This is a genomic window from Paenibacillus sp. FSL R7-0026 (genome assembly GCF_038004485.1).
GTDB lineage: Bacteria > Bacillota > Bacilli > Paenibacillales > Paenibacillaceae > Paenibacillus > Paenibacillus xylanexedens_A.
Window position 1 is genome coordinate 2,118,664 of the sequence record NZ_JBBORG010000001.1, and the last position, 25,980, is coordinate 2,144,643.

Annotated in this window: 30 protein-coding genes; all 30 read left to right on the forward strand. The window is 44.4% G+C overall.

Annotated features, from left to right (window positions below):
* The first annotated feature begins 17 nt into the window (after nucleotides 1–17).
* The 30 genes from MKY44_RS09715 to tsf all read left to right on the forward strand — a co-directional run bounded on the left by MKY44_RS09715 (nucleotide 18) and on the right by tsf (nucleotide 25,835).
* Nucleotides 18–1,406: a flagellar hook-length control protein FliK gene (locus tag MKY44_RS09715; RefSeq protein WP_341006906.1), complete on the forward strand. Its 1,389-nt coding sequence runs from the start codon at nucleotides 18–20 to the stop codon at nucleotides 1,404–1,406.
* A gap of 19 nt (nucleotides 1,407–1,425) precedes the next feature.
* A complete protein-coding gene (locus tag MKY44_RS09720) occupies nucleotides 1,426–1,983 on the forward strand; it encodes a flagellar hook capping FlgD N-terminal domain-containing protein (protein ID WP_341006907.1) in 558 nt (185 codons plus the stop codon).
* Between the two features lie 50 nt (nucleotides 1,984–2,033).
* Nucleotides 2,034–2,363 (forward strand): TIGR02530 family flagellar biosynthesis protein, encoded by a 330-nt coding sequence (locus MKY44_RS09725; RefSeq protein ID WP_397387027.1) that lies wholly within the window; start codon nucleotides 2,034–2,036, stop codon nucleotides 2,361–2,363.
* Nucleotides 2,364–2,444: 81 nt separating this feature from the next.
* Nucleotides 2,445–3,260: a flagellar basal body rod protein FlgG gene (gene flgG / locus MKY44_RS09730; protein ID WP_074094563.1), complete on the forward strand. Its 816-nt coding sequence runs from the start codon at nucleotides 2,445–2,447 to the stop codon at nucleotides 3,258–3,260.
* A 68-nt stretch (nucleotides 3,261–3,328) separates the two neighbouring features.
* Entirely contained in the window at nucleotides 3,329–3,550 is a 222-nt protein-coding gene (locus MKY44_RS09735) for a flagellar FlbD family protein (RefSeq protein WP_017689179.1), read from the forward strand.
* Nucleotides 3,550–4,011 carry a flagellar basal body-associated FliL family protein gene (locus MKY44_RS09740; RefSeq protein WP_133384320.1) on the forward strand — a complete coding sequence of 154 codons (462 nt, stop codon included), beginning with the start codon at nucleotides 3,550–3,552 and terminating at the stop codon, nucleotides 4,009–4,011. Before MKY44_RS09735 ends, MKY44_RS09740 begins: the two co-directional genes overlap by 1 nt.
* A gap of 40 nt (nucleotides 4,012–4,051) precedes the next feature.
* Nucleotides 4,052–5,050, forward strand: a complete 999-nt coding sequence (gene fliM / locus MKY44_RS09745; protein WP_074094566.1) for a flagellar motor switch protein FliM — start codon at nucleotides 4,052–4,054, stop codon at nucleotides 5,048–5,050.
* Entirely contained in the window at nucleotides 5,040–6,314 is a 1,275-nt protein-coding gene (fliY, locus tag MKY44_RS09750; protein ID WP_150367668.1) for a flagellar motor switch phosphatase FliY, read from the forward strand. The genes fliM and fliY overlap by 11 nt, the downstream gene beginning before the upstream one ends.
* Nucleotides 6,315–6,342: 28 nt before the next feature.
* Nucleotides 6,343–6,708 carry a response regulator gene (locus MKY44_RS09755; RefSeq protein WP_017689175.1) on the forward strand — a complete coding sequence of 122 codons (366 nt, stop codon included), beginning with the start codon at nucleotides 6,343–6,345 and terminating at the stop codon, nucleotides 6,706–6,708.
* An 11-nt stretch (nucleotides 6,709–6,719) separates the two neighbouring features.
* Nucleotides 6,720–7,256, forward strand: a complete 537-nt coding sequence (locus tag MKY44_RS09760; protein ID WP_100529395.1) for a flagellar biosynthetic protein FliO — start codon at nucleotides 6,720–6,722, stop codon at nucleotides 7,254–7,256.
* Nucleotides 7,253–8,008 (forward strand): flagellar type III secretion system pore protein FliP, encoded by a 756-nt coding sequence (fliP, locus tag MKY44_RS09765; RefSeq protein WP_036609355.1) that lies wholly within the window; start codon nucleotides 7,253–7,255, stop codon nucleotides 8,006–8,008. Before MKY44_RS09760 ends, fliP begins: the two co-directional genes overlap by 4 nt.
* A 25-nt stretch (nucleotides 8,009–8,033) precedes the next feature.
* Nucleotides 8,034–8,303 (forward strand): flagellar biosynthesis protein FliQ, encoded by a 270-nt coding sequence (gene fliQ, locus MKY44_RS09770; RefSeq protein ID WP_047842485.1) that lies wholly within the window; start codon nucleotides 8,034–8,036, stop codon nucleotides 8,301–8,303.
* 10 nt (nucleotides 8,304–8,313) lie between these two features.
* Nucleotides 8,314–9,102 (forward strand): flagellar biosynthetic protein FliR, encoded by a 789-nt coding sequence (gene fliR / locus MKY44_RS09775; RefSeq protein WP_100529396.1) that lies wholly within the window; start codon nucleotides 8,314–8,316, stop codon nucleotides 9,100–9,102.
* Between the two features lie 23 nt (nucleotides 9,103–9,125).
* Nucleotides 9,126–10,208: a flagellar biosynthesis protein FlhB gene (gene flhB, locus MKY44_RS09780; protein ID WP_181155343.1), complete on the forward strand. Its 1,083-nt coding sequence runs from the start codon at nucleotides 9,126–9,128 to the stop codon at nucleotides 10,206–10,208.
* A gap of 25 nt (nucleotides 10,209–10,233) precedes the next feature.
* A complete protein-coding gene (gene flhA / locus MKY44_RS09785; RefSeq protein WP_036670372.1) occupies nucleotides 10,234–12,267 on the forward strand; it encodes a flagellar biosynthesis protein FlhA in 2,034 nt (677 codons plus the stop codon).
* On the forward strand, nucleotides 12,264–13,616 hold the full coding sequence (flhF, locus tag MKY44_RS09790; protein WP_341006908.1) for a flagellar biosynthesis protein FlhF: 1,353 nt from the start codon (nucleotides 12,264–12,266) through the stop codon (nucleotides 13,614–13,616). The genes flhA and flhF overlap by 4 nt, the downstream gene beginning before the upstream one ends.
* On the forward strand, nucleotides 13,613–14,500 hold the full coding sequence (locus tag MKY44_RS09795; protein WP_341006909.1) for a MinD/ParA family protein: 888 nt from the start codon (nucleotides 13,613–13,615) through the stop codon (nucleotides 14,498–14,500). The genes flhF and MKY44_RS09795 overlap by 4 nt, the downstream gene beginning before the upstream one ends.
* Nucleotides 14,501–14,532: 32 nt before the next feature.
* Nucleotides 14,533–15,975, forward strand: coding sequence for a protein-glutamate methylesterase/protein-glutamine glutaminase (locus MKY44_RS09800; RefSeq protein WP_341006910.1), 1,443 nt, complete (start codon nucleotides 14,533–14,535; stop codon nucleotides 15,973–15,975).
* 32 nt (nucleotides 15,976–16,007) lie between these two features.
* Nucleotides 16,008–18,080: a chemotaxis protein CheA gene (locus tag MKY44_RS09805; protein WP_341006911.1), complete on the forward strand. Its 2,073-nt coding sequence runs from the start codon at nucleotides 16,008–16,010 to the stop codon at nucleotides 18,078–18,080.
* A 41-nt stretch (nucleotides 18,081–18,121) separates the two neighbouring features.
* The gene (locus MKY44_RS09810) at nucleotides 18,122–18,583 is read left to right on the forward strand and encodes a chemotaxis protein CheW (RefSeq protein WP_036609340.1); all 462 of its coding nucleotides are present in this window, start codon (nucleotides 18,122–18,124) and stop codon (nucleotides 18,581–18,583) included.
* A gap of 10 nt (nucleotides 18,584–18,593) precedes the next feature.
* The gene (locus MKY44_RS09815) at nucleotides 18,594–19,214 is read left to right on the forward strand and encodes a chemotaxis protein CheC (protein WP_091017763.1); all 621 of its coding nucleotides are present in this window, start codon (nucleotides 18,594–18,596) and stop codon (nucleotides 19,212–19,214) included.
* The gene (locus MKY44_RS09820) at nucleotides 19,207–19,704 is read left to right on the forward strand and encodes a chemotaxis protein CheD (protein WP_017689162.1); all 498 of its coding nucleotides are present in this window, start codon (nucleotides 19,207–19,209) and stop codon (nucleotides 19,702–19,704) included. The genes MKY44_RS09815 and MKY44_RS09820 overlap by 8 nt, the downstream gene beginning before the upstream one ends.
* A 4-nt stretch (nucleotides 19,705–19,708) precedes the next feature.
* Complete coding sequence (locus tag MKY44_RS09825) at nucleotides 19,709–20,152, forward strand: hypothetical protein (protein WP_341006912.1); 444 nt, start codon at nucleotides 19,709–19,711, stop codon at nucleotides 20,150–20,152.
* A gap of 15 nt (nucleotides 20,153–20,167) precedes the next feature.
* On the forward strand, nucleotides 20,168–20,956 hold the full coding sequence (locus MKY44_RS09830) for a FliA/WhiG family RNA polymerase sigma factor (RefSeq protein WP_017689160.1): 789 nt from the start codon (nucleotides 20,168–20,170) through the stop codon (nucleotides 20,954–20,956).
* Nucleotides 20,957–21,018: 62 nt separating this feature from the next.
* On the forward strand, nucleotides 21,019–22,428 hold the full coding sequence (locus tag MKY44_RS09835) for a DUF342 domain-containing protein (RefSeq protein WP_307543222.1): 1,410 nt from the start codon (nucleotides 21,019–21,021) through the stop codon (nucleotides 22,426–22,428).
* A gap of 52 nt (nucleotides 22,429–22,480) precedes the next feature.
* A complete protein-coding gene (locus tag MKY44_RS09840; protein ID WP_341006913.1) occupies nucleotides 22,481–22,795 on the forward strand; it encodes a hypothetical protein in 315 nt (104 codons plus the stop codon).
* A 65-nt stretch (nucleotides 22,796–22,860) separates the two neighbouring features.
* Nucleotides 22,861–23,445, forward strand: a complete 585-nt coding sequence (locus MKY44_RS09845; RefSeq protein WP_341006914.1) for a hypothetical protein — start codon at nucleotides 22,861–22,863, stop codon at nucleotides 23,443–23,445.
* 3 nt (nucleotides 23,446–23,448) lie between these two features.
* A complete protein-coding gene (locus MKY44_RS09850) occupies nucleotides 23,449–24,075 on the forward strand; it encodes a hypothetical protein (RefSeq protein ID WP_341006915.1) in 627 nt (208 codons plus the stop codon).
* Nucleotides 24,076–24,370: 295 nt separating this feature from the next.
* Nucleotides 24,371–25,069: a 30S ribosomal protein S2 gene (gene rpsB, locus MKY44_RS09855; protein ID WP_047842496.1), complete on the forward strand. Its 699-nt coding sequence runs from the start codon at nucleotides 24,371–24,373 to the stop codon at nucleotides 25,067–25,069.
* 115 nt (nucleotides 25,070–25,184) lie between these two features.
* Nucleotides 25,185–25,835, forward strand: coding sequence for a translation elongation factor Ts (gene tsf, locus MKY44_RS09860; RefSeq protein WP_036609326.1), 651 nt, complete (start codon nucleotides 25,185–25,187; stop codon nucleotides 25,833–25,835).
* Nucleotides 25,836–25,980 lie beyond the last annotated feature (145 nt).

A 25,980-nucleotide genomic window follows, 5' to 3' on the forward strand; every position in this document is an offset into this window, starting at 1 on the left:
AGAGGAGGTGAAAATAAATGTCGATTGTATATCAAATGGCATCCACAGCATCTGCAAAAGCAACGGGAACAGGTCAGACAACCGGAGCACAATCGAAAGGTTCAGCTGCAGGTGCTAGCGGTGAATTTCTCCAAACTCTTGCACAATCGCTATCTGGAGGAAACACAGAAGGTGATAGTTCAAGCGCTACCGGAAGTTTAACTGCCAATCCGTTGGTGTTTTCCTTTGCTACAAGTGAAGAAGGAGAAGCGGCATCAATCACGGCAGTACTGAATTCGTTGTTCACGGACTTGGATGTGCTTGACGAAGCTTTGGAAAATGACCCAGCTCTACTTGCAGGTTTGCAAACTCTGATTCAACAGATGTATACACAATTAAGTAATCCTTCAGGTACTAATGCAGAAGGTTCCGACGAGTCTTCGAACGGAGCGGAAAGCGTAAAAACAGTACCCGCAATTGAACTGTCGCAGCATCCAGCAGCAGTACGTTTTGTTCTACAAGATATGCTTACACAATTAGTAGCTGGAATGAATGATCCTGAGAGTAACGTTGCGAAGAACGCTCCTGAATTCAAACATTTGTTACAATCTCTGCAGAGTCAGCTTCAAGAGGCTGGAGTGGATACCACTAGTAACAAAGGATGGACTGAACTGAAATCCATACTGGATACATTGACTGCAGTTAAGGATCAGACTGCACAGGTCGCTCCAAGTACTTCGCTTCAAACATCCAAACAGGATTCGGTCGTACCACAAGTTCTTGTTGCGGCAGTGGCGAATTCTGGAACCCAGGTGAAAGCTGAGGCTGAGACAACATCTGCTTCAAATGCAGGTGGAGAAGTGGAACACTCAACCATCATTACTGCAGGAGAGTTGTCCTTGCGTTCATCAGGTACAACAGCAGGAAAACCGGCTGAACCTGTAATGCAAACATCACAGTTTGCCAAGGAAATGACACAGTTTGTTGTTAACAAGCTGGATATTGTCCAGCAAAAAGGATTTTCCGAGGCGACCATCTCACTTCGGCCTGAGCATCTTGGTAAATTGGATGTTCAAATTACCTTGCAGAACGGGCAGTTGGTTGCACGGTTTATGACTGAACATACGATGGCTAAAGACATGCTTGAACAACAAATGACGCAGCTGCGTTCTTCACTTCAAGCCCAGGGGATTCAGGTGGAACGACTTGAGGTTACTCAGAACAGTTCAATCGGATCACAGATGTATCAGGATGGAGGCCGTCAGCCGGGAAGTAACTCTCAGCAACAACGCCGTTCGCGTGAGCGTGAGGAACAATCGGATGATGCTATAGCTACAGCAGGGATTCAAGAAGAATTGCGTAACTGGCGTAGCGAGCAAGTCGAAGGAAACGAATTACAGAGAGATACGTTTAGTGCTGAGGCTTAAACAGAAATGAGGTGAGTAAATGGCTAATGAAAATGTTTCAATGAACAATACCTGGCCGAACTATTCGGCAGCCAATAAAGCAACCACAAGTGCTGCAACAAAAGAATTGGGTAAAGATCAGTTTCTAAAAATCCTGATTACCCAGCTGCAAAATCAAGACCCGATGCAGCCAATGGAGGATAAGGAATTTATCGCTCAAATGGCACAGTTCAGCTCAGTGGAACAACTGGTCAATATTTCTACGCAGCTTAAAACATTGAACCAGTCCCTTGGTGCTGTATCCGGTATGATTGGCATGGAGGTAAGTTGGCTTTCTTCTAGTAAAGATGATAACGGAACTCTTCGTCAGGGTATTGTAGATTCCATCATTGTAAGAGATAGCGTTCAATACGCAAAAGTGGGCAACGACGAGATTAAGCTGGATGAGATCATTCAGGTGAATTATCCAAAACAGGCAGAAGAGAGTCAAACTCCAGTACAGAACGTTCAGGATGTAACTCCTGAAACGAACGAGAGCCAGGAAGTTGAATCATCCGCTGAAACGGGTGATACGGAAGATAGCGGGAAAACGATATGAGTGATCGCATAACGGTTGGACAATTATACGCAGGCCCGATTACACCGAATATGCTTCAAAGACCCAAAACGGGAGAAGCATCGGCTACACCCGAAAAACCTTTTGCAAAGGTGCTGGAAGATAATCTTCTGAAATTGAGCAATCATGCTGCCAAACGATTGGAACAGCGTGGTATTGAACTCAAGACTGAGCAAATGGAACAGATTGGTTCTGCTTTGGACAAAGCTGCTGCCAAAGGAGCCAAAGAGTCATTGATTTTAATGCAGGATATGGCTTTTATCGTCAATGTCAAAAATCGTACTGTGGTTACAGCTATGGATAGTGAGAGCATGAAGGATAATGTGTTCACTCAGATTGATAGTGCCGTAATCATTTCTTGACCGGCTGGCCCTTCTCGGGAGCCGGAATGCCGCTGACCGACTGATGCGGTAACCAAATGAAGACTGGGAGGATTTTTAAAAATGTTGAAATCAATGTACTCAGGCGTTTCCGGGATGCGGGGTTTCCAAACAAAACTCGACGTAATTGGTAATAATATTGCGAACGTAAACACGGTTGGCTTCAAAGGCAGTCGGGTTATGTTCAAAGATATTATGAGCCAAACCACTTCAGGTGTGACTGCACCTGGTGATGCAACCGGTGGTGTGAATGCAAAACAAATTGGTCTAGGTGTATCTGTAGGCTCTATTGATACATTACATTTGGCGGGAAGTCCAATGACAACAAACAACCCAACAGATATGCGGATTAATGGAGATGGATTCTTCTTGGTACGTTTGAGTGAAGATCAGGAAGTACCTTACCTGACTCGTGCGGGGGATTTCCATGTGGATGCTGCACGTAACCTTTTGACATCTGATGGATTGTTTGTTCTGGATAACGGTGGTGGAAATATCACGATACCTGATGATGTTGTTTCCTTCACGATTGGTCAGGATGGTACGATCAATCAAACTATGGCGGATGGAACAGTTGAAGCGGGAGCACAACTTGGTATCGGAAAAGTGGTCAATCCGGAAGGTTTAGAGAAGATCGGCGGTAATCTATACCGTATGACAGCAAATGCTAATCCCGATGGTGAGCTTGAAATTTTGACAGCGAATGATGCCGAAAATGGAACTGGCTCTATTATCACAGGACAGCTCGAAATGTCTAATGTGGATCTGACAGGCGAGTTTACTGAGATGATCGTAGCTCAACGTGGATTCCAGGCAAACTCCCGGATCATTACAACGTCGGATGAAATACTTCAGGAAGTTGTTAACCTGAAACGTTAATAGCTGATTAATGAGTTTTTAAAACGTGGGGGAGCTTGCTCCTCCCACTCTGATTAAGGGGGCTTAGCATGATTTCGGTTACGCGGTTAAATGGTTCTCCCATGTGGTTAAATGCGCTGATGGTTGAAATTGTGGAAGAGACGCCGGATACGTATATTACTCTGGTAACTGGAAAGAGACTGATTGTGCTTGAAAAAGCCGCTGACGTTATTTCCAAGATTAAAGATTACAACCGTGAAATCGGGGTTCAGGCAGCCACTATTAAAGTGCAGCAAACGGAGGAATCCTGATGAAAAAAATGATGCCCTGGCTTGCAACAATGTTGCTGGCGATAACACTCATTGTGGTGGTTGTGTTTGTATTTATGCAAGGACAGAACGGGAATAAGGACGACACACATACGGCGGCAGCTGCTGAAGAAAAAAAAATGACTGCGGATGAAATTGTAGAAGTATCGTCAGAGCTTGCACAGATTAAAACGAATCTGGCCGATCCGGATCGTATTATTATGGTTAGTTTTTCTTTCAAGTTATCTGACAAAACAGCCAAAGAAGATTTTGAAAAAATCAAAAGCATTACGGTGAAGCCCATTATTATTCAGGCACTTGCAGACACCAAGGCTGAGGAACTGAGTTCGGCCAAGGGTATGAAACAATTCAATGAGAAACTGACAGGTCTAATTAATGAGGCATTGCCTGAGCCGAAATTGAAAAGCACTAGTTTTTCAGACATTGTTATAGCACCAATGTAAATGAACAGAACACGCTGTAGACCTGTAAGGGGGTGAGAACATGGTGGATGTATTATCACAAAATGAGATTGACGCCCTATTAGCAGCCCTTTCTTCTGGTGAAATGGACGCAGAAGAATTGAAGAAGGAAGAAACTCAGAAGAAAATCAGATCGTACGATTTTAAGCGGGCAGTGCGTTTTTCCAAAGACCATATCAGAAGCTTGACTCGTATTCACGAAAACTTTGCACGCTTTCTCACCACTTATTTTTCAGCCCAACTGCGGACGTTCGTTCAAATCAATGTCGTTCAGGTCGAACAGTTGCCTTATGATGAGTTTATCCGTTCTATTCCTAAGATGACGATATTGAACATTTTTGAAGCGGAGCCACTACAGGGACGAATGGTGATGGAAGTCCATCCAAACGTGGGATATGCGATGTTGGATCGCCTTCTTGGTGGAACCGGAACTGCTCCAACCAAGATCGCATCCATGACGGAGATTGAGACGACCATCATGGAGCGGATATTCAGCCGAGCATTTGAAAGTTTGCAGGAAGCATGGAAGACTGTGTTGGATATTTCCCCAAGGATGGAAGCGCTCGAGACCAATCCGCAATTTATGCAGATTGTATCTCCCAATGAGACCATTGCTCTGATCTCGCTCAGTACCAAAATTGGTGACACGACAGGCATGATCAATCTATGTATACCGCATGTCGTTCTTGAACCTATTATGTCACGGTTGTCAACTCATCAGTGGTTTGTTTCGGAGAAGAAAACGAGAGCTCCGGAGGAGTATGATGCTCTAAAAGAGCGTGTGAACAAAGCCAAGTTACCAATCGTTGCGGAATTGGGAGAATCGAGAATTTCAATTGCAGAATTTCTGGGTCTGTCCGTTGGTGATGTCATTACATTGAACAAACCAGTTGATGAGGGACTTTCCATTAAAGTGGGTGACAAACTGAAATACATGGGCAGTCCGGGGACAATCAAAGACCGTGTGGCTGTGCAAATAGACAAGATTGTCACCGAAGGAGTTGAAGAATTTGACGAGTAAGGATTATTTATCCCAAGAAGAAATCGATGCTTTGCTCAGGCAATCGGAATCGATAAACAGCTCGGAACCCGCTGAAAAGACGGTTGATGATTTTTTGACCGAGCTGGAGCAGGATGCCTTGGGGGAGATTGGTAACATTACATTTGGTAGCGCGGCAACAGCCTTGTCCACGCTATTAGGCCTCAAAGTAGATATTACAACACCTAAAGTTTCTATCATTAGTCGAACGCAGTTTGAAGAAGCTTTTCCTAAGCCGCATGTTGCCGTTCATGTGAACTACGTGGATGGATTCGAAGGCATTAACTCACTTGTTATCAAGAAGAGAGATGCTCAAGTCATCGCTGATTTGATGCTGGGTGGCGAAGGAAATCCGGTCGATGAAGAACTGAATGAAATCCATATTAGTGCAGTACAGGAAGCGATGAACCAGATGATGGGTTCCTCTGCAACCTCAATGTCCACGATTTTTAATCGTTTTGTGAATATTTCCCCTCCGGGAATCGATATTCTCAATCTGGAGAGTGGAGAGGGTGTAAGTAATCTTCCAGCAGATGAGACCCTTATCCAAGTTTCATTTCGTTTGTTAATCGGGGATCTGATCGATTCCAATCTGATGCAGTTGCTTCCAGTACATTTTGCCAAAAACATGGTAGATATGCTGATTGGAGGCGCTCAGGAGTCAACTGCCAGCGCACCAGTGGCATCAACACCTGAACCTGCGCCAGCAGCTGTACCAGCAACGCCACCACCGGTTGCGGAGCAGCCGCCCGTTCAGCACCAACAGGCTCCACAGGCTCCACAACAGCCTGCTCAGGACTATAACGGATATGGACAGGCCCCGATGGGTATGCCTCAAGGAATGCCGCCACAGCAGCCGTATGGCATGCCACCGCAGCAACCTTATGGTGCACCTCAACATTACGGTGGAATGCCAAATAGGAATGTTAACGTACAACCAGTTCAATTCGCCAATTTGCAAAATGGGGCGTATGGTCAGGTAGACGAAAACAATTTGAATTTATTGATGGACATTCCCCTTAAGGTCACCGTAGAATTAGGAAGGACCCAGAAGCAAATTAAAGATATTTTGGAACTGTCACAGGGTTCGATTGTCGAACTGGATAAGTTAGCCGGGGAACCTGTCGATATTTTGGTGAATAACAAACTGATCGCCAAGGGAGAAGTTGTCGTTATTGACGAAAACTTTGGTGTTCGTGTTATAGATATCGTTAGCCAATGGGACCGAATTCAGAAATTACAATAAGCACAATTTAGGGAGGACTTGAATCAAGATGGCAAACCGAATTTTAGTCGTAGACGACGCTGCATTTATGAGAATGATGATCCGGGACATTTTGTCCAAAAATGGATATGAGGTTGTTGGTGAGGCACAGGATGGCTCACAAGCAATTGAGAAATTTAAAGAGCTTCGTCCGGATCTGATCACAATGGATATCACGATGCCTGAGATGGACGGCATTGCAGCTTTGAAAGAAATCAAGAAGATTGATGCTAACGCTAAAGTAATTATGTGCTCCGCGATGGGTCAACAAGCGATGGTAATCGACGCTATCCAAGCAGGTGCCAAAGACTTTATCGTTAAACCGTTCCAATCTGACCGGGTTATCGAAGCGATCAGCAAGACACTGGGCGTTTAAGAGACATGATGATGGCTCAGGGTGATATTCCAGGAGGAGCTGGCGTGGGAAGTAATTATTATTTACAGCTTGTATGGGTGATTGTTGTCCTGGCCGTCATCCTGGCCCTTATTGTTTATCTGATCCGTTTTTTAAACAAACGGAATCAGCAAATGTTCCGGCACGGCACAATTCGTACCCTGGGCGGGGTTGGACTGGGGCAAAACAAGTCGTTGCAGATTATGGAAATTGGTGGATGTGTATATCTGCTTGGTGTAGGTGAAGACATCCAGTTGATAGATAAGGTTTCGGATCTGGAAGAGGCTCAAAGAATCATTGATTCCTTCGAACGAGATGCTGCTGCACAACAAGGAAATCTCTCACCTCTCATTGCCAAGCTCACAAAACGTTTCCGTAAAGAAGAACCGCCGCGGGAAATGGAACTAGAGGACACAACTTCTTTTCACGAAATGTTTGAATCCAAACTTCGGCAGATGCCTAACCGTAAAGAGAAGATGGAAAAGCTCCTGGATAAAGACAATACTACAGATCGGTCGAGGGATTCATGAAGAAAAAGATTTGGTTAGCGTGTTGTTTATTAGGACTTATCAGTCTGGCATCTGTAACGGTTGCCTTTGCCGAACCCATTCCGAATATTGATATTCAGATTGGAAACGGTGATGGAGGGACACCAAGCACGAGTTCACTGTCCATCATTCTGTTAATTACGGTGCTTAGTATTGCTCCAGCAATGCTTGTACTGATGACCAGTTTTACTCGGATTGTAATTGTGCTCGGTTTTATACGTACATCTTTGGGTACACAACAAATGCCACCCAATCAGGTGCTGGTCGGTTTGGCGCTATTTCTGACACTTTTCATTATGTCGCCGACGTTGTCTTCCATAAATCAGGTAGCGCTTCAGCCCTATCTTCAGGGAGAGCTTACGCAAACCGAGGCACTTGAAAAAGCAGCGGATCCCATGAAGAAATTTATGTTTAGTCACACCAGAGAAAAAGATCTTCTGCTGTTTATGAAGTACAATCAGACTGAACAACCAAAGACCTATCAGGATATCCCAATTACTGTTATGGTGCCGGCATATGTAATCAGTGAGTTGAAGACAGCATTCCAGATGGGGTTTATGATTTTTATTCCGTTTCTGGTTATAGACATTGTTGTCGCGAGTACACTCATGGCAATGGGGATGATGATGCTTCCGCCGGTCATGATCTCATTACCTTTCAAAATACTGCTCTTTGTCCTTGTGGACGGGTGGTATCTGGTTGTCAAGTCACTGTTACTGAGTTTTAACACTTGATCCGGAAAGTTAAAGGAGGACGGTCATGACTTCGGAATTTATTATCGGTCTGGCCGGGAAAGCGGTATACACGTCATTGCTGGCCAGCGCACCCATGCTTATACTAGCTCTGGTTGTAGGACTTGCAATCAGTATTTTTCAAGCGACAACTCAAATTCAGGAACAAACATTAGCTTTTGTGCCCAAGATTGTTGCCGTACTTCTGGCAGTACTTTTGTTTGGACCTTGGATCTTAAATATCTTGGTCGATTTCACGTTTAACATTCTCGATAATCTATACAGATACATAGGGTAGGCTTTAGCAGATGGAGACATTGTTGCAAAGTTTCCCTGTCGCTCTGCTTATGTTTTGTCGAATCACATCATTTTTTGTAACTGCGCCAGTTTTTTCGGCTCGAAATGTGCCGGCTTCAGTTAAAATAGGTATCTCTGCATTTGTCACATTATCTGTCTATCTGATTTACGGAATAGACCAGACCGTACCCACAGACCTGAGTTATGTCTTATTGATCATCAGAGAGATTCTAATTGGCCTCCTTTTAGGTTTTGTGGCTTATCTGTTGATGACGGCAGTTCAGACTGCCGGGACCTTTATCGATCTACAGATCGGTTTTGGTATGGCCAATGTATACGATCCAATGACAGGTGCTTCAGCTCCACTTACGGGTAACTTGAAGTATGCATTTGCTATGCTTCTGTTTCTGACGATGAATGGTCACCATTATTTGCTGGATGCGATAGTTTACAGTTACCGGTGGGTACCATTATCTAATGTGTTTTTCATACGGTTGGCAGATGGAAGTATTGCTGAATTTTTGATTCAGACCTTAGGTCAATCATTTATGCTGGCTTTTCAGATGTCGGCTCCGATTGTAGTTGCGTTGTTTTTGACGGATGTTGGATTGGGTTTTTTGGCCAAAACTGCTCCTCAATTTAATGTATTTGCAGTTGGGTTGCCGCTTAAGTTACTCGTTGGTCTTGCTATTTTGCTTTTGCTGGTTCCCAGTTTCTCCTTTGTATTTAGTCAATTGTTCGAAGCGATATTCAGATCGATGGAAAAATTGCTTGGAACCATTGGACAAAGGCCCGGCTGAGTGAAACGGAGGAAAAGACACGGATGAAACTTCAACTCGACCTCCAGTTGTTTTCAGGGGAGAAGACGGAGAAAGCTACCCCGAAAAAGAGACAGGATACACGAAAAAAAGGACAGGTTGTAAAAAGCGCTGAACTATCTGGCGCATCCATTCTCCTAATCGTATTTTTGATCATGATGGTATTCAGCAATTTCTATAAAGAACGTATAGTTCGTCTGTTTACAGATATCTTCATCAATCGATTGAGTATGGATATCACCGGAGAGAATGTGATGGCGCTTATGATGCGCTATGGCATTGAAGTTTTGTTATTGATCGCTCCCATTTTGCTGGGTGCGTTCCTGGTTGCTTTGATCGTTAACTACATGCAAGTTGGTTTTCTTCTTGTAGGGGAAGGATTGAAGCCAAAACTTGAGAAACTGGACCCCATTAAAGGTTTCAAAAATATATTCTCTCTCCGCTCATTAGTGGAATTTGCTAAATCAATTTTGAAAATGTCGATTATCGGTTATCTCGTTTACAGTACAATTAAAGGCTACCAGTCAGATATTGCTTCACTTTCTCATTTTTCATTGGATGCTATTTTACATTTTGCTGCGTCGATTACTTTAAGTCTTGGTATCAAGATTGCAGTGGCATTAATGATACTTGCGATATTTGATTACATGTATCAGAAGTATGACCATGAGAAGAAGATTCGTATGTCCAAGCAAGACATCAAAGACGAGTACAAGAAAATGGAAGGTGATCCGCTGATCAAAGGTAAAATCCGGGAACGCCAGCGTCGTATGGCTATGCAGCGTATGATGCAGGAAGTGCCAAATGCGGATGTAATCATCACGAACCCGACCCACTTTGCGGTTGCGCTAAAGTATGAAGGTTCCGAGATGGAGGCACCACAGATTATTGCCAAAGGTCAGGATTATGTCGCCTTGCGTATTAAGGAAATTGCCAAAGAAAACGGTGTTATTACGATGGAAAACAAGCCGCTGGCACGGGCATTGTTCCAGAGAGCCGAGATTGGTGACGCTATACCGGCCGATTTGTTCCAAGCGGTAGCTGAAGTGCTGGCTTATGTATATAAACTAAAGGGCAGAACGAAATAAAAGGGGATCGGAGGCCGTACATTCATTGAAGATTAAAGATATAGCTGTCCTTGCGGGTATCATTGGCATTGTGTTGATGATGATTCTTCCGATCCCGACCTGGCTGTTGGACTTGTTGCTGGTCGTCAATATTTCAATTGCACTGATGATACTCCTTGTTGCAATGAACAGCAAAGAAGCGTTGCAGTTTTCTATTTTTCCAGCTTTGCTGTTGATCACTACACTATTCCGACTGGCTCTGAACATTTCGACTACCAAGCTAATTCTTGGTGAAGGGGATGCTGGAGCTGTAGTTGCTACCTTTGGTAGCTGGATTGCTGGAGGACAAATTGCAATTGGATTTATCGTGTTTTTGATCCTCGTTGTCGTTCAGTTTATCGTTATTACAAAGGGGTCTGAGCGCGTAGCCGAAGTTGCTGCCCGATTCACCCTTGATGCGATGCCTGGTAAACAAATGAGTATTGATGCGGATCTGAATGCGGGTCTGATCAACGAGCAACAAGCTCGTGAGCGTCGTTCCAAAATTGAACGTGAAGCCGATTTCTATGGAGCGATGGATGGAGCAAGTAAATTCGTAAAAGGTGACGCAATTGCAAGTATTATCATCCTCCTGATTAATCTCATTGGTGGATTTATAATCGGTATGACTGTGCATGGGATGGCTTTTGCAGATGCAATGTCAACGTACTCTGTACTGACTATCGGAGATGGATTGGTAAGCCAAATCCCTGCTTTGCTTATTTCCACAGCAGCAGGACTTATCGTCACCAGAGCGTCATCAGAAGGAAACCTGGCAGATGATATTACGGGGCAACTGTTTACATATCCAATACTAATTTATATCGTAGCTTTCGTTATTGCCATGCTCGGTTTCTTCACACCAATTCATGTTATTACTACGCTTCCGTTGGCAGGTGTGTTGGCATATGCCGCGTGGCGTATGCAGAATAATCTGAATTTGAAACAAGTAGCGGAAGAACAGTTGGAAGAAGAACAGCAGATTGAAGAGGTTAGAAGTCCTGAAAGTGTAATTAACCTGCTTCAGGTGGACCCTATTGAGTTTGAATTTGGTTATGGTTTAATCCCGCTTGCTGATAATCAGCAGGGTGGGGACTTATTGGATCGGATCATTATGATTCGTAGGCAGTGTGCTCTTGAACTGGGGTTGGTCGTTCCGGTCATACGGATTCGAGATAATATCCAGCTCAGACCCAATGAGTATGTTATCAAAATCAAGGGTAATGTGGTAGGCGGCGGAGAACTGTTGTTGAATCATTACCTTGCCATGAGTCCTGGCTATGATGAGGAGTCTGTGACAGGTATTGAAACGACAGAACCTGCTTTTGGACTTCCGGCACTATGGATTGATGAAGTAACCAAAGACAGAGCCGAACTTGCAGGATATACGGTCGTTGATCCGCCTTCCGTAGTGGCTACACATCTGACGGAACTGATTAAGAAACATGCGCATGAGTTACTTGGAAGACAAGAGACAAAAGCACTTGTGGATAATCTCAGAGAGAACTATTCTGCCCTTGTGGATGAACTGATCCCTTCTCTGCTTTCCATTGGTGATGTACAGAAAGTGCTTGCCAAGTTATTGCGTGAGAAAATATCTATTCGGGATATGGTGACCATCTTCGAGACACTGGCTGACTATGGTACGTATACGAAAGATCCTGATGTGCTGACTGAATACGTCAGACAATCCCTCTCACGTCAGATTACTCAGCAGTTCTCACAGAAAGGTGAGACACTTCGAGTAATCACGGTTGGACCTGGTCTTGAGAAGAAAATTGCTGAAAGTGTGCAACAATCGGATCAAGGCAGTTATCTTGCGCTAGACCCTGTATCTACACAAAGTGTATATCAGAAGCTCAGTGAACAAGTGAACCGTTTGATTCAATCAGGTCAACAACCTGTTGTATTAACTTCTCCAACCATTCGGATGTATCTGCGTCAGGTTATTGAACGTACTATGCAGGACATTCCTGTGCTTTCCTACAGCGAGTTGGAGCCGAATGTTGAAATTCAAAGTATCGGGGTGGTGAACTTATGAGAGTAAAACAATACGTTGTTGAGACCATGCCCGAAGCTATGCTTCAAATTCGCAAAGACCTGGGAAGTGATGCCGTTATTCTGTCCACCAAAGAGATTAAGGTGGGCGGTGTAATGGGAATGTTTCGCAAAAAACGGATCGAAGTTGTAGCTGCAGTGGATAAGGAAGAAAACAAGCAAACAACAAAGCCAGTACAAAATCAATTCACACCTGTACCTCGTGCATTTGTACCTGAGGCTTATCGGCAAACAGCTCGTTCGTTTGTTGCGGCTTCTGATGAGTCGGTGACAACGAATACAGCTGATCAAAGTGTACAGGACCAATCTGCGGCTGCACCGTCTGTGTTTGAATCGCGTAATATCGGTTCAAACATAGACAGCGGCTCAGGTTCTTCAAGCACGGATCATAAACCGCGACCGCAAGGGGCGGATTTTTCGGGTTCAACAACTGGTCCGAAGCCAACAGGTTCAGACCTGCATCAGGATAAGTTGATGACTGAATTGCAGGATCTTAAACAGATGGTGACCAGGCTTTCAAAGCAAGGTACTTCTGCGGATCCTGTGCCAGAGGAACTGCATACGATCCGAGAACGTATGACAGAACAAGATGTTTGGCCTGAAGTATGGGAATCCTGGTTTGATTCAATTCAAGCAAAATGGTCTGAGGATGGATTGAAAGAACAGGATGTTGAGCAAATAGTGAAGCTTGAGGTCATGCACTTTTTGGAGCAACGTATTGAAGAAGGCATTCTTCCTACCACGCGAATCGTCTATGTAGCTGGACCAACCGGTGTAGGGAAAACTACGACAATTGCAAAATTGGCTGCTGAACAAATGTTCAAAAAACAGCGTAAAGTTGGATTCATTACATCAGATACGTATCGGATCTCGGCGGTAGAACAGCTTAGAACGTATGCATCTATACTGAATGTTCCACTTGAGGTGGTACAATCGCCCGGTGATACACAACGTGCCATTTCTCGATTAGAGAATTGTGATTTGATCTTTATGGATACAGCGGGTAGAAACTACAGAAATGAATTACTTGTTTCAGAACTGCAAAGTTTGCTTGCTCCTGTAGAGAATAGCGAAACCTTTCTGGTCATGAGCATGACTTCCAAAAGTGCTGATATGGTGCAGATCACGGAACATTTCAGTAAATATGGTCTGGATAAGGTGATTTTCACCAAAATGGATGAGACTGGGAGCTGCGGTCCGCTATTTAACTTGTTACACCGTTTTCCACTCAAGCTCGCATATGTGGCAAATGGACAAAATGTTCCGGACGATTTGTTGAAACCAGATGCAGATTCGTTGTCTAAACAGTTGCTGGGAGAATGGTCACAATGAAGGATCAGGCAGCTGCACTTCGAAGTATGGTCTCCGCGCCATTAGAATTGGAAGGCATTGAGCGAGATATTCGATCCTCGAAAATCATTACTGTGGCCAGTGGTAAGGGAGGTGTTGGCAAATCCAATTTCACACTGAACTTTGCCTTGGCATTGCAGGCTTTGGGGCAAAAGGTACTTGTATTTGATGCCGATATTGGAATGGCTAATATTGATGTTCTTATGGGTACGTCTTCTTCCTATAATCTTTACCACCTGTTGTACCGACAAAAATCCATAAGGGAAATCATACAACTGGGTGCCAGTGGCTTGCCTTACATTGCTGGAGGATCGGGCATGAAAGAGTTGTTCTCATTGTCTGATCGTGATCTGGAGTTTTTCGCCAGTAAAGTCGAGGATATTGCCCAGGAAATGGATTATGTCATCTTTGACACTGGGGCAGGACTCTCCAGAGAGAATATGAAGTTCATCGGTGCTGCTGATGAATGCCTGATTATAACTACACCTGAACCGACTTCAATAACCGATGCTTATGCTTTAGTCAAAGTTATGCACGGCCAGGAAAATGCTACGCCCTTTCGAATGATCGTTAACCGGGTGGAAGACGAACGAGAAGCGGAACGGGTGGCAGAAAAAATAGCTGGAGTGGCGAGGCGGTTTTTGCAGACGGATATTCCGCTGCTTGGGTATATTTCAGAAGACGCCCAGGTAGTCAAGGCGGTTAAAAGGCAAATGCCCTATAGTCTGGCTTATCCGAATGCCAAAGCCTCTAAAGATATAGAGAAACTTGCTCTTCGTTATCTGGCTGTACCTGCAACTCCGGGATCCGGAACCTTGACAGGAATCAGGGGATTTATGAATAAGTGGCTTAAACGGACAACATGATTTCTGAATAAAGGAAACAGGGGTGACACAACATGGCGGCGTATCAAGTATTGGTTGTCGATGATTCCGCTTTTATGCGTAAGATTGTTACGGATTTGATCCAAGCGGATCCGGAATTCAAGGTTACGGCAACGGCATCAAACGGTAGAGAAGCGATTCAAAAATCACTAGAATTGAAACCCGATATTATTACAATGGACGTTGAGATGCCCGAAATGAATGGGTTGGATGCATTAAAATCAATTATGAAGGAATCTTTCGTTCCTGTGATTATGCTCTCTGGTATCAATGAACAAGGCATGAAAGAAACCATTATGGCGCTTGAAGCCGGGGCATTTGACTTCATTCGCAAACCATCTATTTCACATGACCAGGATATTGCTCAAGTTGGTAAAGCCTTGGTTGAGCGCATGCGTGCTGCGATGAATGAGATCAAAAGAAAAGCTGATCGTGAGTTATCCATGAAAAATAGAGACATGTTGCGAGGAGCAGTTGCTCCCCCAACTCAGCCAGTGCAGAAAGAACTGCCGGCTAGGGATCGAGCGGAGCCTGTGATTAAAACGATCGAACCTGTCGAGACGATTCAACGCTCTCTTCGAGAGCGGACTGAAGCCTTTCAGGCCAAAGCAAAGAAACCAATGGAACCATTGTCACCTTCAAAACCAGGTCGCGTAGAGAATAAACCGGAGCCTTTGCCAAAGGCTGAGCGTAATTTGGGGACGAAGGCAGAAAAAGCAGTGAGGTCAGCTAATCCAGTACAGACTCCAAAGGAAGTTCGACTACCTAATGCAGCTAGAGTGGCAGCTGATCAAATAGCGGCAACTTCTGCCTCTGCAAAAGCCAAGGATGTAACCAAGCCTAATCCTGTTCCCAAAGGTGGAGGGGGGCTGGAAGGACCATTCAACAAACTTGTGGCAATAGGTTGTTCTACGGGTGGACCGAGAGCTCTCAAGACATTGCTCGAGCAGTTGCCTGCTGATTTGCCTGCACCGGTCATTATTGTGCAGCATATGCCGCCCAATTTCACACGTTCTCTGGCTCAACGATTGAATACATTCAGTCCACTGCATGTGGTTGAAGCTGAAGAGGGCATGGTTCTGAAAAAAGGAACCGCCTATATAGCACCCGGCGGATTCCATGTGAAAGTTAACAAAACAGCAGACGGGAAGTTTACCGTGAAGTTGACTGAAGATCAACCAGTGAATGGACATAGACCTTCAGTGGATACGATGTTTGAATCACTTCTGCCGTTTACATCTTTACAAAGGCATCTTGTTTTGCTAACGGGAATGGGAAGTGATGGAGCACGTATGATGAAGAGATTATACGAAGCTGGAGTTACATCAACCTTTGCCGAGAATGAAGAAACATGTGTTGTATATGGTATGCCGCGTTCTGCTGTAGAGCTGCAATGCGTTCGTCATCTTCTGCCATTGCAGGAGATTGCTTCTAAACTTGTTCAAGCAGTGAAATAACGGAGTGTAACTCACGGAGGAGGTGCCTCACAATGGACATGAACCAATATTTATCCATGTTTATTGATGAGTCTAATGATCATCTGCAATCGCTTAACGAAAACATGCTTCAACTTGAAGGCAATCCGGAAGACCTGGGCATAGTTCAGGTTATATTCCGCTCTGCTCATACCTTGAAGGGTATGGCAGCAACTATGGGCTTTGAAGATTTGGCATCACTGACACATAAAATGGAAAATGTGTTGGATCTGGTTCGTAATGAGAAGTTGAAAATGCAGGATTACATTTTTGATACCATGTTCAAGAGTTTGGACGCTTTGGAAACCATGGTTCAGGATATTACCGAAGGTGGACAAGGTAAAGCAGATGTGTCATCAATCGTAGCTTCACTTCAAGCCATTGAAAATGGTGAAATGACAAACGGAAATGGACCTGCTACAGAAACAAACAAGCCTGCTAACGCTTCAATCTCTTCGGCTGTGGAGCTGGATGAATTCCAATATTCAGTGCTGGATCAGTCGATCGCCGAAGGTCATCGTGTGTTTTACGTGGATGTGCTTGTTAGCGAGCATAGCCAGTTAAAAGGTGTACGGGCTTATATGGTCTTTGATATGCTGGAACGTTCAGGTGAAGTCGTTAAGGCTTACCCATCCGTTCAGGATATTGAGCAGGAAAAGTTTGAGCGCAGTTTCTCGTTGTATTACATAACAACTAAAGAGGCGCACGAACTGGAAGAAGGCATCATGAGTATCTCTGAAATTGAAAGTGCAAAGCTCATTCAACTGGATCAGGAGACTCTTCAGCAGATGGCCAATCAGGTAGCAGCTACAGTTGAAGCGCCACCCGCACCAATAGCTGTAGCTGAGGTTGCTTCGCCGGATAAAAATTCTGTACTCAAAGAAGAAACCACAACGGCACCAGCTAAAACAGCTGCACCGAAGCAAGCTGCTGCACCTTCACGTACCATTCGTGTGGATATTGAACGTCTCGACGTATTAATGAACCTGTTCAGTGAATTGTTGATTGACCGTTCACGTCTGGAGCAACTGGCCAGTGAAACAGGCAACAATGATTTATCCGATACAGTAGCTCATTTAAGTCGAGTTAGCACAGATTTGCAAAATATTGTACTGAAATTGCGGATGGTTCCGGTAGATACCGTATTTAATCGATTCCCGCGCATGATCCGTGATCTGGCTAAGACACTTGATAAAAAAATCGATCTGGTGATTACAGGTGCTGAGACGGAACTGGATCGTACGGTAATTGATGAGATTGGTGATCCGCTTGTTCATTTACTGCGTAACGCGGTTGACCATGGTGTGGAATCCATTGCAGAGCGTGTAGCTGCAGGTAAACCAGAGATGGGTACAGTAAACCTGCGTGCCTTCCACAGTGGAAATCACGTATTTATCGAGATTGAAGATGATGGTAAAGGCATCTATCGCGACAAGCTTTTGAAAACCGCGATCAAACGTGGTGTTGTAACCGAAGAGCAAGGTGCCAAGATGAGTGACGATGAAGTGAATCAACTGTTGTTCGCACCTGGTTTTAGTACTGCTGATATTATCTCGGATATCTCTGGCCGGGGCGTTGGCTTGGATGTAGTAAAATCGAAGATCACTTCTCTTGGCGGTAATGTAACGATTCATTCAACTCCAGGCAAAGGCACGAACTTCTCTGTTCAGCTTCCGTTGACACTATCCATTATTGCTGCAATGCTTGTACGACTTGGTTCAGAGAAATATGCTGTTCCGTTGTCCTCCATTGTAGAGACGGCCATTGTACAACGTGAGCAAGTTCGTAATATTCACGGCAATAAAATGATCACGTTCCGTGAGTCACTGATTCCGTACTTGTCTTTGAGCGAAGTTTTCTCGGTACCGGATTTCAATGACGCTGATGAGCAAGAAACAGAAATTGTCGTGATTCGCAAAGGCGACCGTCTTGCAGCCGTAGCTGTTGAAGAATTTATTGGACAAAGTGAGATTGTTCTCAAATCAATGGGAACCTATCTTCCTGCTATTGAAGGAATCTCTGGAGCAACCATTCTCGGAGATGGACAAGTAGCCCTGATTCTTGATCCTAATGCATTTATTAAATAAGCATAGAGCTAAGTCTTACATTTAATAGGGAGGTTTTTTACATGGAAGAAGAGTTGAAAGTCATCGTCTTTAAATTGGGTTCCGAAGAGTATGGTATTGAGGTAGACAAGGTTCAGACGATTGAGCGCATGATGCCAATTACCCGTGTTCCCAAGACACTTTCCTTTGTAAAAGGAGTTATTAATCTACGCGGTGTTGTAATTCCGGTCATTGATCTACGCGGTCGTTTCTCCCTTCCGGAAACGGAATACACGGATCAGACTCGTATTGTTATCGTAGGTGTAGACGACATGCAAGTTGGCTTTATCGTAGATTCTGCCAATGATGTTATTGATATCAAGAGCAGTGCGATCGATAGCCCACCAGAAGTGGTTGGCGGCGTCAAAGCGAGATACCTGCGAGGTGTTGCTAAATTGGAAGATTCACGCTTGTTGATCATGCTCAACCTAAACGAAGTATTAAATAAAAGCGAGATTGTACAGCTGGAAAGTGTTGAGGGCTAGTACCGTGGAGATGTTCAACCGATTTGAGGTATTCCAGATGGATGTGCTCAAAGAGGTCGGTAACATTGGAGCAGGCAACGCCGCAACGGCGTTGTCTCAACTCCTCAACAGACCGATTGACATGGGTGTACCTACAGTACAAATGCTCCCTTTTGAAGAAGTTGCCGAAAAAGTGGGCGGAGATGAACGCATCGTGGTTACCGTGTTTCTTCGTGTAGAAGGCGAAGCACCGGGAAATCTTTTCTTTATGATGACACCAGAGGCTGCTAAAATGTTGTTAAATAGACTTGCCGGATTTGATCTAAAAGAAGGACTCGATTTTACAGATATGGAACAATCAGCGCTTTCCGAGATTGGAAATATTTTGGCTGGATCCTATCTTTCTTCTCTGGCAGATTTCACGAAGTTGTCTATGTATCCAACTGTCCCTGGACTTGCCATCGACATGGCAGGTGCCATTCTAAGTTATGGCTTGCTGCAATTTGGCGAGATGGGTGACGCTGCATTGTTGATTGACACATCTTTCTTTGAAGGTGAAGATCAAGTTGAGGGTCAGTTTTTCCTCATTCCGGATCCACCATCCTTTGCAAAGATATTTGAATCGCTAGGGGTGCCACTGAGCCATGATTGAGGACAAAAGCGTCGTTAAAGTCGGTATGGCGGATTTAAACATCGCTCATCTTCCTGGTGTAATCCGTACGACTGGCTTGGGTTCGTGTGTGGGATTAACAATGTATGACCCACATTTGAAGCTGGCTGGAATGGCGCATGTCATGCTTCCTACTTCAGAGATTGCCCGTGAAGGGAAACTGAACACTGCGAAATATGCGGATACGGCGTTGCCTGAGCTTTTGGAAAAGATGATTAAACTAGGCGCTTCTCACTCACGTATTGTGTCTAAAATGGCCGGAGGCTCTCAGATGTTTGCCTTTGCTGGGGCTGGAGATACAATGCGTATTGGACCAAGGAATGCAGATTCTTGTCGAGAGTGGCTTCAAAAACTCAATATCCCTCTTCTAGCAGAAGATACGGGTGGGAATTATGGACGAACGATTGAGATGGATTGTGAAACTGGACTTTTGACTATTCGAAGCGTACAAATGGGTGTAAAGGAACTATAAGACTATGATAGGAAACTACCGCATTAATCTTGGAGCAGGCATCGTTGGGTTTATTCTTACTTTTTTTGTAGCATACAGCAGCAATGTGCTGATGACCAGTTTAATTCGCGGATTGATCGGATTCGTAGCCTGGTTTGTCCTTGCATATGGTTTACGCTGGGGATTGGGATTGCTGCTGAACCCTCAGATCGAGGGAAATGGGTATGGTTATGATTCACCAAGTGCTCAAGATCAAAGAGGTTCACAGGTGGACATTAAAATCGAAGACGATGGACAAGAGCTGAATGATTTGCTCAAGAGTGGACCGAACGCTTCATCTGGGGACGATCTTCCGCCATCTGAGACGAAAGCTCCAACGGGATTCGCCCCTTTGGATCCGCCTAAACTTGTCCGGACCAAGGATCCGGAGGAATTGGCGCAGGCCGTTCGTCACCTGACAGACAAATAAGGAGGGTGAAAGCAATTGAACGAGCGTAAAGCTTCACATTTGAACCATTCTGATCTGTGGGAAAAGTGGAAAGAACATGGAGATCTTGAAGCCAAGAAAACTTTGATTGAAAAGTATCTTCATATTGTAAATTATGTATCCGGTCGACTGGCTGTTGGTTTGCCCAAAAATGTTCCCAAGGATGACTTGGAAAGCAATGGCGTTATGGGTTTAATTGATGCATTGGAGAAGTTCGACTATGAACGTGGTCTGCAATTTGAAACTTATGCATCATGGAGGGTCCGCGGAGCCATTCTTGACGGTCTGCGTCAAGGTGATTGGGTTCCGCGTTCTGTGCGGGAGAAGGCCAAGCGAATTGAAGACGCCTACCAACAGCTGGAACAAAGTTATCTCAGGTCTGTTAGTGATGAGGAAATGAGTGAGTACTTGGACGTATCCACTAAAGATTTTCAACATATGCTTCAGGAAGTGGCAGTCATGTCACTTTGCTCGCTGGAGGACCCAATTCGTGAGGAAGAGTCTGAGACTCGTCTGTCTTTGATGGTGGATGAGAAAGCCAAAAATCCGGATTATAAAGTGAATGAGTTTTATTTGAAGGAAGCTTTGGTGCAAGGGCTTGACAAGTTGACGGTAAAAGAGAGAACGGTTGTTTCACTCTTGTATTACGAAGATCTTTCTCTTAGTGAAATTGCTGAGGTTATGTCTCTTTCTCCGTCTCGTATATCCCAGTTACATTCCAAGGCAATATTACGATTACGCGGCACGTTGGACAAACAGAAAGATTTGTTGATGCGTAAAGATTAATAGAGAGAAGTAATATCATTGGAGTTTGGGGAGTGGAAAGTCTAAAAGGGGGAAGAATTGCGGTGACACAGCGGACTGCTTTGGAACAATGTTTAAACATTGTTTTATCGGACGACAAATGCACAGCCTACCTTGAATTTTCCAAAGAGGAAGAAGGCTTTGCCTGCACGATCGATGAACTTGAACAATTTGTGGCAAACAAGGGCATCAAACAAGGTGTATCGCGAGAGGCATTATTACTTTTTGTGAACAACCCTGAAACCTATTTGAAAGATAAATACAAAATTGCAGAAGGTGTCGCTCCCATTCAAGGAACAGATGGCTTCATCAAGGTTCTAGTTGGAATGGACGATACGAATGAACGACGACCACTGGAATCGGAAGATGGAACTGTCGATTACAAAGAAGTGACCCGGTTAAACAATGTCCGTAGTGGTCAGATTATTGCAGAGCGGATCGCTCCTAGCGATGGCATACCAGGCAGGGCAGTAACGGGTGAGGAAATTCCTTATCGACCGGGAAAAGAAGCTCGGTTTAAAGTTGGGAAAAACGTTGTGATTAACCCGGATGGTTCTGCGATGTATGCTGCACTGGATGGGCTGGTTACCAAAACGGACGGTAACAAACTGAATGTGTTTCCGGTTTATGAAGTCAATGGTGACGTTGACTACAATAACGGTAATATCGACTTTGTAGGCACAGTTGTCATACGAGGCAATGTACTTACCGGATTTAAAGTAAAAGCAGCAGGTGACATTCGTGTCGTCGGAGGTGTCGAAGGAGCTGAACTGGAAGCAGGCGGCTCAATCGAAATTACCGGTGGTATTATTGGTTATAACAAAGGACTGGTACAAGCAGGCCATAATGTTAAATGTACTTTCATTCAAGAAGGCAACGTAGATGCCGGTGAAGATGTTCTGGTTTCCCAAAGTATTATGCATTCCAATATTCGTGCTGGCCATGGTGTCATCTGTGCGGGAACCAAGGGTCTTATCGTTGGTGGCTCGATCCAGGCTGGTCAGAACGTCTCAGCGCGTGTTGTGGGCAACAGCATGTCCACGGTCACTTCCATTGAAGTTGGTGTGCTGCCAAAGCTGCGTAACGAACTCAATGATTTGCGCAAGGAAGTCAGAGAGCAGATGGATTCCTTGGACAAAACGAAGAAAGCTTTGACATTGCTGGATCAATTAGCTGCCGCTGGACAACTAACTCCAGATAAGATGTCGATGCGAATCAAGCTGAATGCTACGCAGAAATCTGCTCTTCGTATAAGTGAAGAAACGAAAATGCGTATCTTTGAAATTGAAAAGGCACTTGAAGATACAAGTAAGGCTCGTGTTGATATTCTGAAGATGATTTATGGAGGCTCTAAAATAGTTATCGGCAGATACACGAAATTTATTAAAGATCCAGTGAGTCGAATTTCATTTTATTATCACGATGGTGATATTACGATGGTTCCATACGTTTAAGTACAGCATTCAGGCACAGGAAGAAATCCATTCGAAACCGTGAGGTGAGCGTATGAGTTTCAAAGCAGTGGAGTTGCAGATTGCGGTACCACGAACAAGTGAAGCGGGACGTTATCAAAGTGAAGCCCAGCAGCGACCGATTACGGATCAGAATCTTTTGGCAGAGCAAACGTCGAAAGAAGCAAATGAAGCAAGGCAACGAAGTGAAGCAATGGACGAAACTTCACAGACTTCGGTGCGTGATGGTCATACCCATGAGGGGGATCAGCAGAGTGGTTCCGATGGACAGGAGACTGCTCAGGCTCAAGAAACTGTTAAACCTGCAGAGCACCCGTACAAAGGAAAACACATAGATCTGTCTTTATAATAAATGGTTGTTATGGACATGCAGTCTTGCGCACCGATGGTTGAATCAGAAGGAGAGAACCCAATTTGTCACCATGGATCATTATTGTCATATTAGGGGCTTGCGCCATCGCCTACGCTTGTATCATGCCTCGTAAAAACAAGGCGCAAGAGCCTGGGCATCAACTGGTGCAGGAGATGGAATCTACGCTTGAACACTACATGACCGAGATCGAAAATGATAATGATGCTCTTATTCAACGTGTGGCTGAAATGAAGGGAGAAGCGACAGCAGCCGATCAACGTATGCAATTGCAACTTCAGGAATTACAGCAGCGGTTGGATCAGCTGGAGCAGAGCAAAAAGAATGAACCTGTCGCATCACCTGTTCCACACTCCGGTAATGTATCCGTACAATCTTCCGAAGGTTTGCAAGCACAAGCGCTCGTGAAAAGTGTACAAGCAGAGGCGGCCCAGCAGGCGTTAGAAGCAGACCAACAGACCAGTGAAGTCGAATCTTTGCCTGGGCGTGAATCGATTAAAGATCGATATGCAGAACTCTTTACTCTACATGCTGAAGGTAAGTCGATGGATGCCATATCCAAGCAGACAGGCATTCAGCGTGGTGAGGTACAGTTAATACTGCAACTGGCAGAACGGGAGGAAAGCTAAGTCATGGACAAGCGATCCTTATGGATTGGTCTGGGGAGCGGCATGATTATTGGTGCAGTTTTGCTTCAACTGGCCACAGTCGGACAAAATGCATTATCCGATAGTAATCTGGACCCCGAGCAGACTGCCAATATGACCAAAGAACAGCTTGAAACGGCCGCAAAAACCTTGGATATGAAGTTGGTCGGTTCTGAAGAGGAACTATACACAGAAGCAGAGTGGGTAGCAAAGAAAAAGCAGGAGAGCAGTGAGTTGCAGGGGAATACAGCAACGCCACCTGAGACAGTAACCTCTACGGAGACACCTGCAGAGCCTGAGAAGCCACAAGAGCCTGCTGCAAGTGAAGTTGAAGGGCAGAAAGAGATAACTGAGCCGAAGACAACAGAACCTGTAACGCCGAGCAATCCGAAAGGCGCAACAGTATCATTCAAAGTACGTTCAGGCAATAGTCTGGCGATCGTTGCAGCAAATCTAAAAACCGCGGGAATCGTAGATGATGCTCAAGCATTCATAAAGGCTGGCAAAGCTGAGCGAATCAATACCAAAATCCAAGTGGGTACTTATGCGCTTGAAAAAGGTGAAAGTTTCAAATCCATTATCACAAAAATTACGAAAGAACCGTCAAACTGAGCATGCTCGGACAGGGCGGTTTTTGCGTATTAAACGGTGCATTTTCAAAGCTTGATAATAATTAGTGTTGATTTACATATCAAGTTTAAAATGATTCGATACTAGCAAAAAGTAAAAAGTAGATTTTAGCTTCAAAGACTGTTGCATCAGACAATCAGTTGTGATATATTAGATAACGGTGTTAAAACACACGCATGTGCTAATTTTGTTGAGGGTGCTTTCCTTATGGAGAGTCTTGGCGAAAAATGATGCCGGCGGAGGACACAATAAAAACCATATTAGGAGGTGTGTGAAGATGGCAGTAATCTCCATGAAGCAGCTTCTCGAAGCTGGGGTACACTTCGGTCACCAAACTCGTCGTTGGAACCCAAAAATGGATCGTTATATCTTCACTGAAAGAAACGGAATTTATATCATCGACTTGCAAAAGACGGTGAAAAAAGTCGAAGAGGCTTACAACTTCGTTAAAGGAATCGCAGGAGAGAATGGTACAATTCTTTTCGTGGGTACTAAGAAACAAGCTCAAGATTCCGTTAAAGAAGAAGCTGAACGTGCTGGTCAATTTTACATTAACCAACGCTGGCTTGGCGGTACCCTGACTAACTTCCAAACTATTCAAAAACGTATTGATCGTTTGAAACAGTTGGAAGCTTGGGAAGAAGACGGTACATTCGCTGTATTGCCTAAAAAAGAAGTTATCTTGCTTCGCAAAGAAAAAGATCGTCTGGAGAAATTCTTGGGCGGTATTAAAAATATGAAAGGCCTGCCAAGCGCCCTGTTCATCATCGATCCACGCAAAGAGCGTATCGCTGTTGCGGAAGCTCGCAAATTGGGTATCCCAATTGTTGGTATCGTTGATACTAACTGCGATCCGGATGAGATCGATTATGTTATCCCAGGTAATGACGACGCGATCCGCGCTGTTAAATTGCTGACAGGTAAAATGGCTGATGCTGTAATCGAAGCTAACCAAGGCGAAGAAACTTCCGCTTAATAGATTCGAACATATGTTATAAACTAAATGAAAAGGGTGGTTGGCAGGTGGATAACCTCTCACTGCCCTTTTTTTAGAGTGTACGTACAATACTTAATGTTGGAGGGAATTTATAATGGCAGTTAATGCGAGTGCAGTAAAAGAACTTCGCGAAAGAACGGGCGCTGGTATGCTCGATTGCAAAAAAGCACTGGAAGAAGCAAACGGTGATGTAACAAAAGCAGCTGAATTGTTGCGTGAGAAAGGTCTTTCTGCAGCAGCAAGCAAAGCAGGCCGTGCAGCAACTGAAGGCGTTGTTGAATCTTACATCCACGCTGGTGGACGTATTGGTGTCTTGGTTGAAGTTAACTGTGAAACAGACTTCGTTGGTAAAACGGATCAATTTAAGGATTTCGTTAAAGATGTAGCTATGCAAATCGCTGCAGCTAATCCTAAATTCGTTACACGCGAAGAAGTTCCTGCAGATGAGCTGGAAAAAGAAAAAGAAATCCTGAAAGCTCAAGCTCTTAACGAAGGCAAACCAGAGAAAATCATTGAAAAAATGGTTGAAGGCCGTATCGGTAAATACTACGAAGAGTACTGCCTGCTGGAACAAACTTTTGTTAAAGATCCAGACAAAACGATCTCTCAATTGCTGAACGAAAAAATCAGCCAAATTGGTGAAAATATCTCCATCCGTCGTTTCGTTCGTTACGAACTGGGTGAAGGTCTTGAGAAAAAAGTAGATAACTTCGTAGAAGAAGTTATGTCCCAAGTAAACAAATAAGACGGTTTCTATAAACCGGCGAGCAGAATTGATTTTCGAAGATATAAGAATGATGAAACTTCGAAGCGTAAACTCCCTTATATCTCAGGAAAACAGTGCCTTACCGGTTAAACGTTTTTCCTAAAAGAGCGGAACACAACTGTGT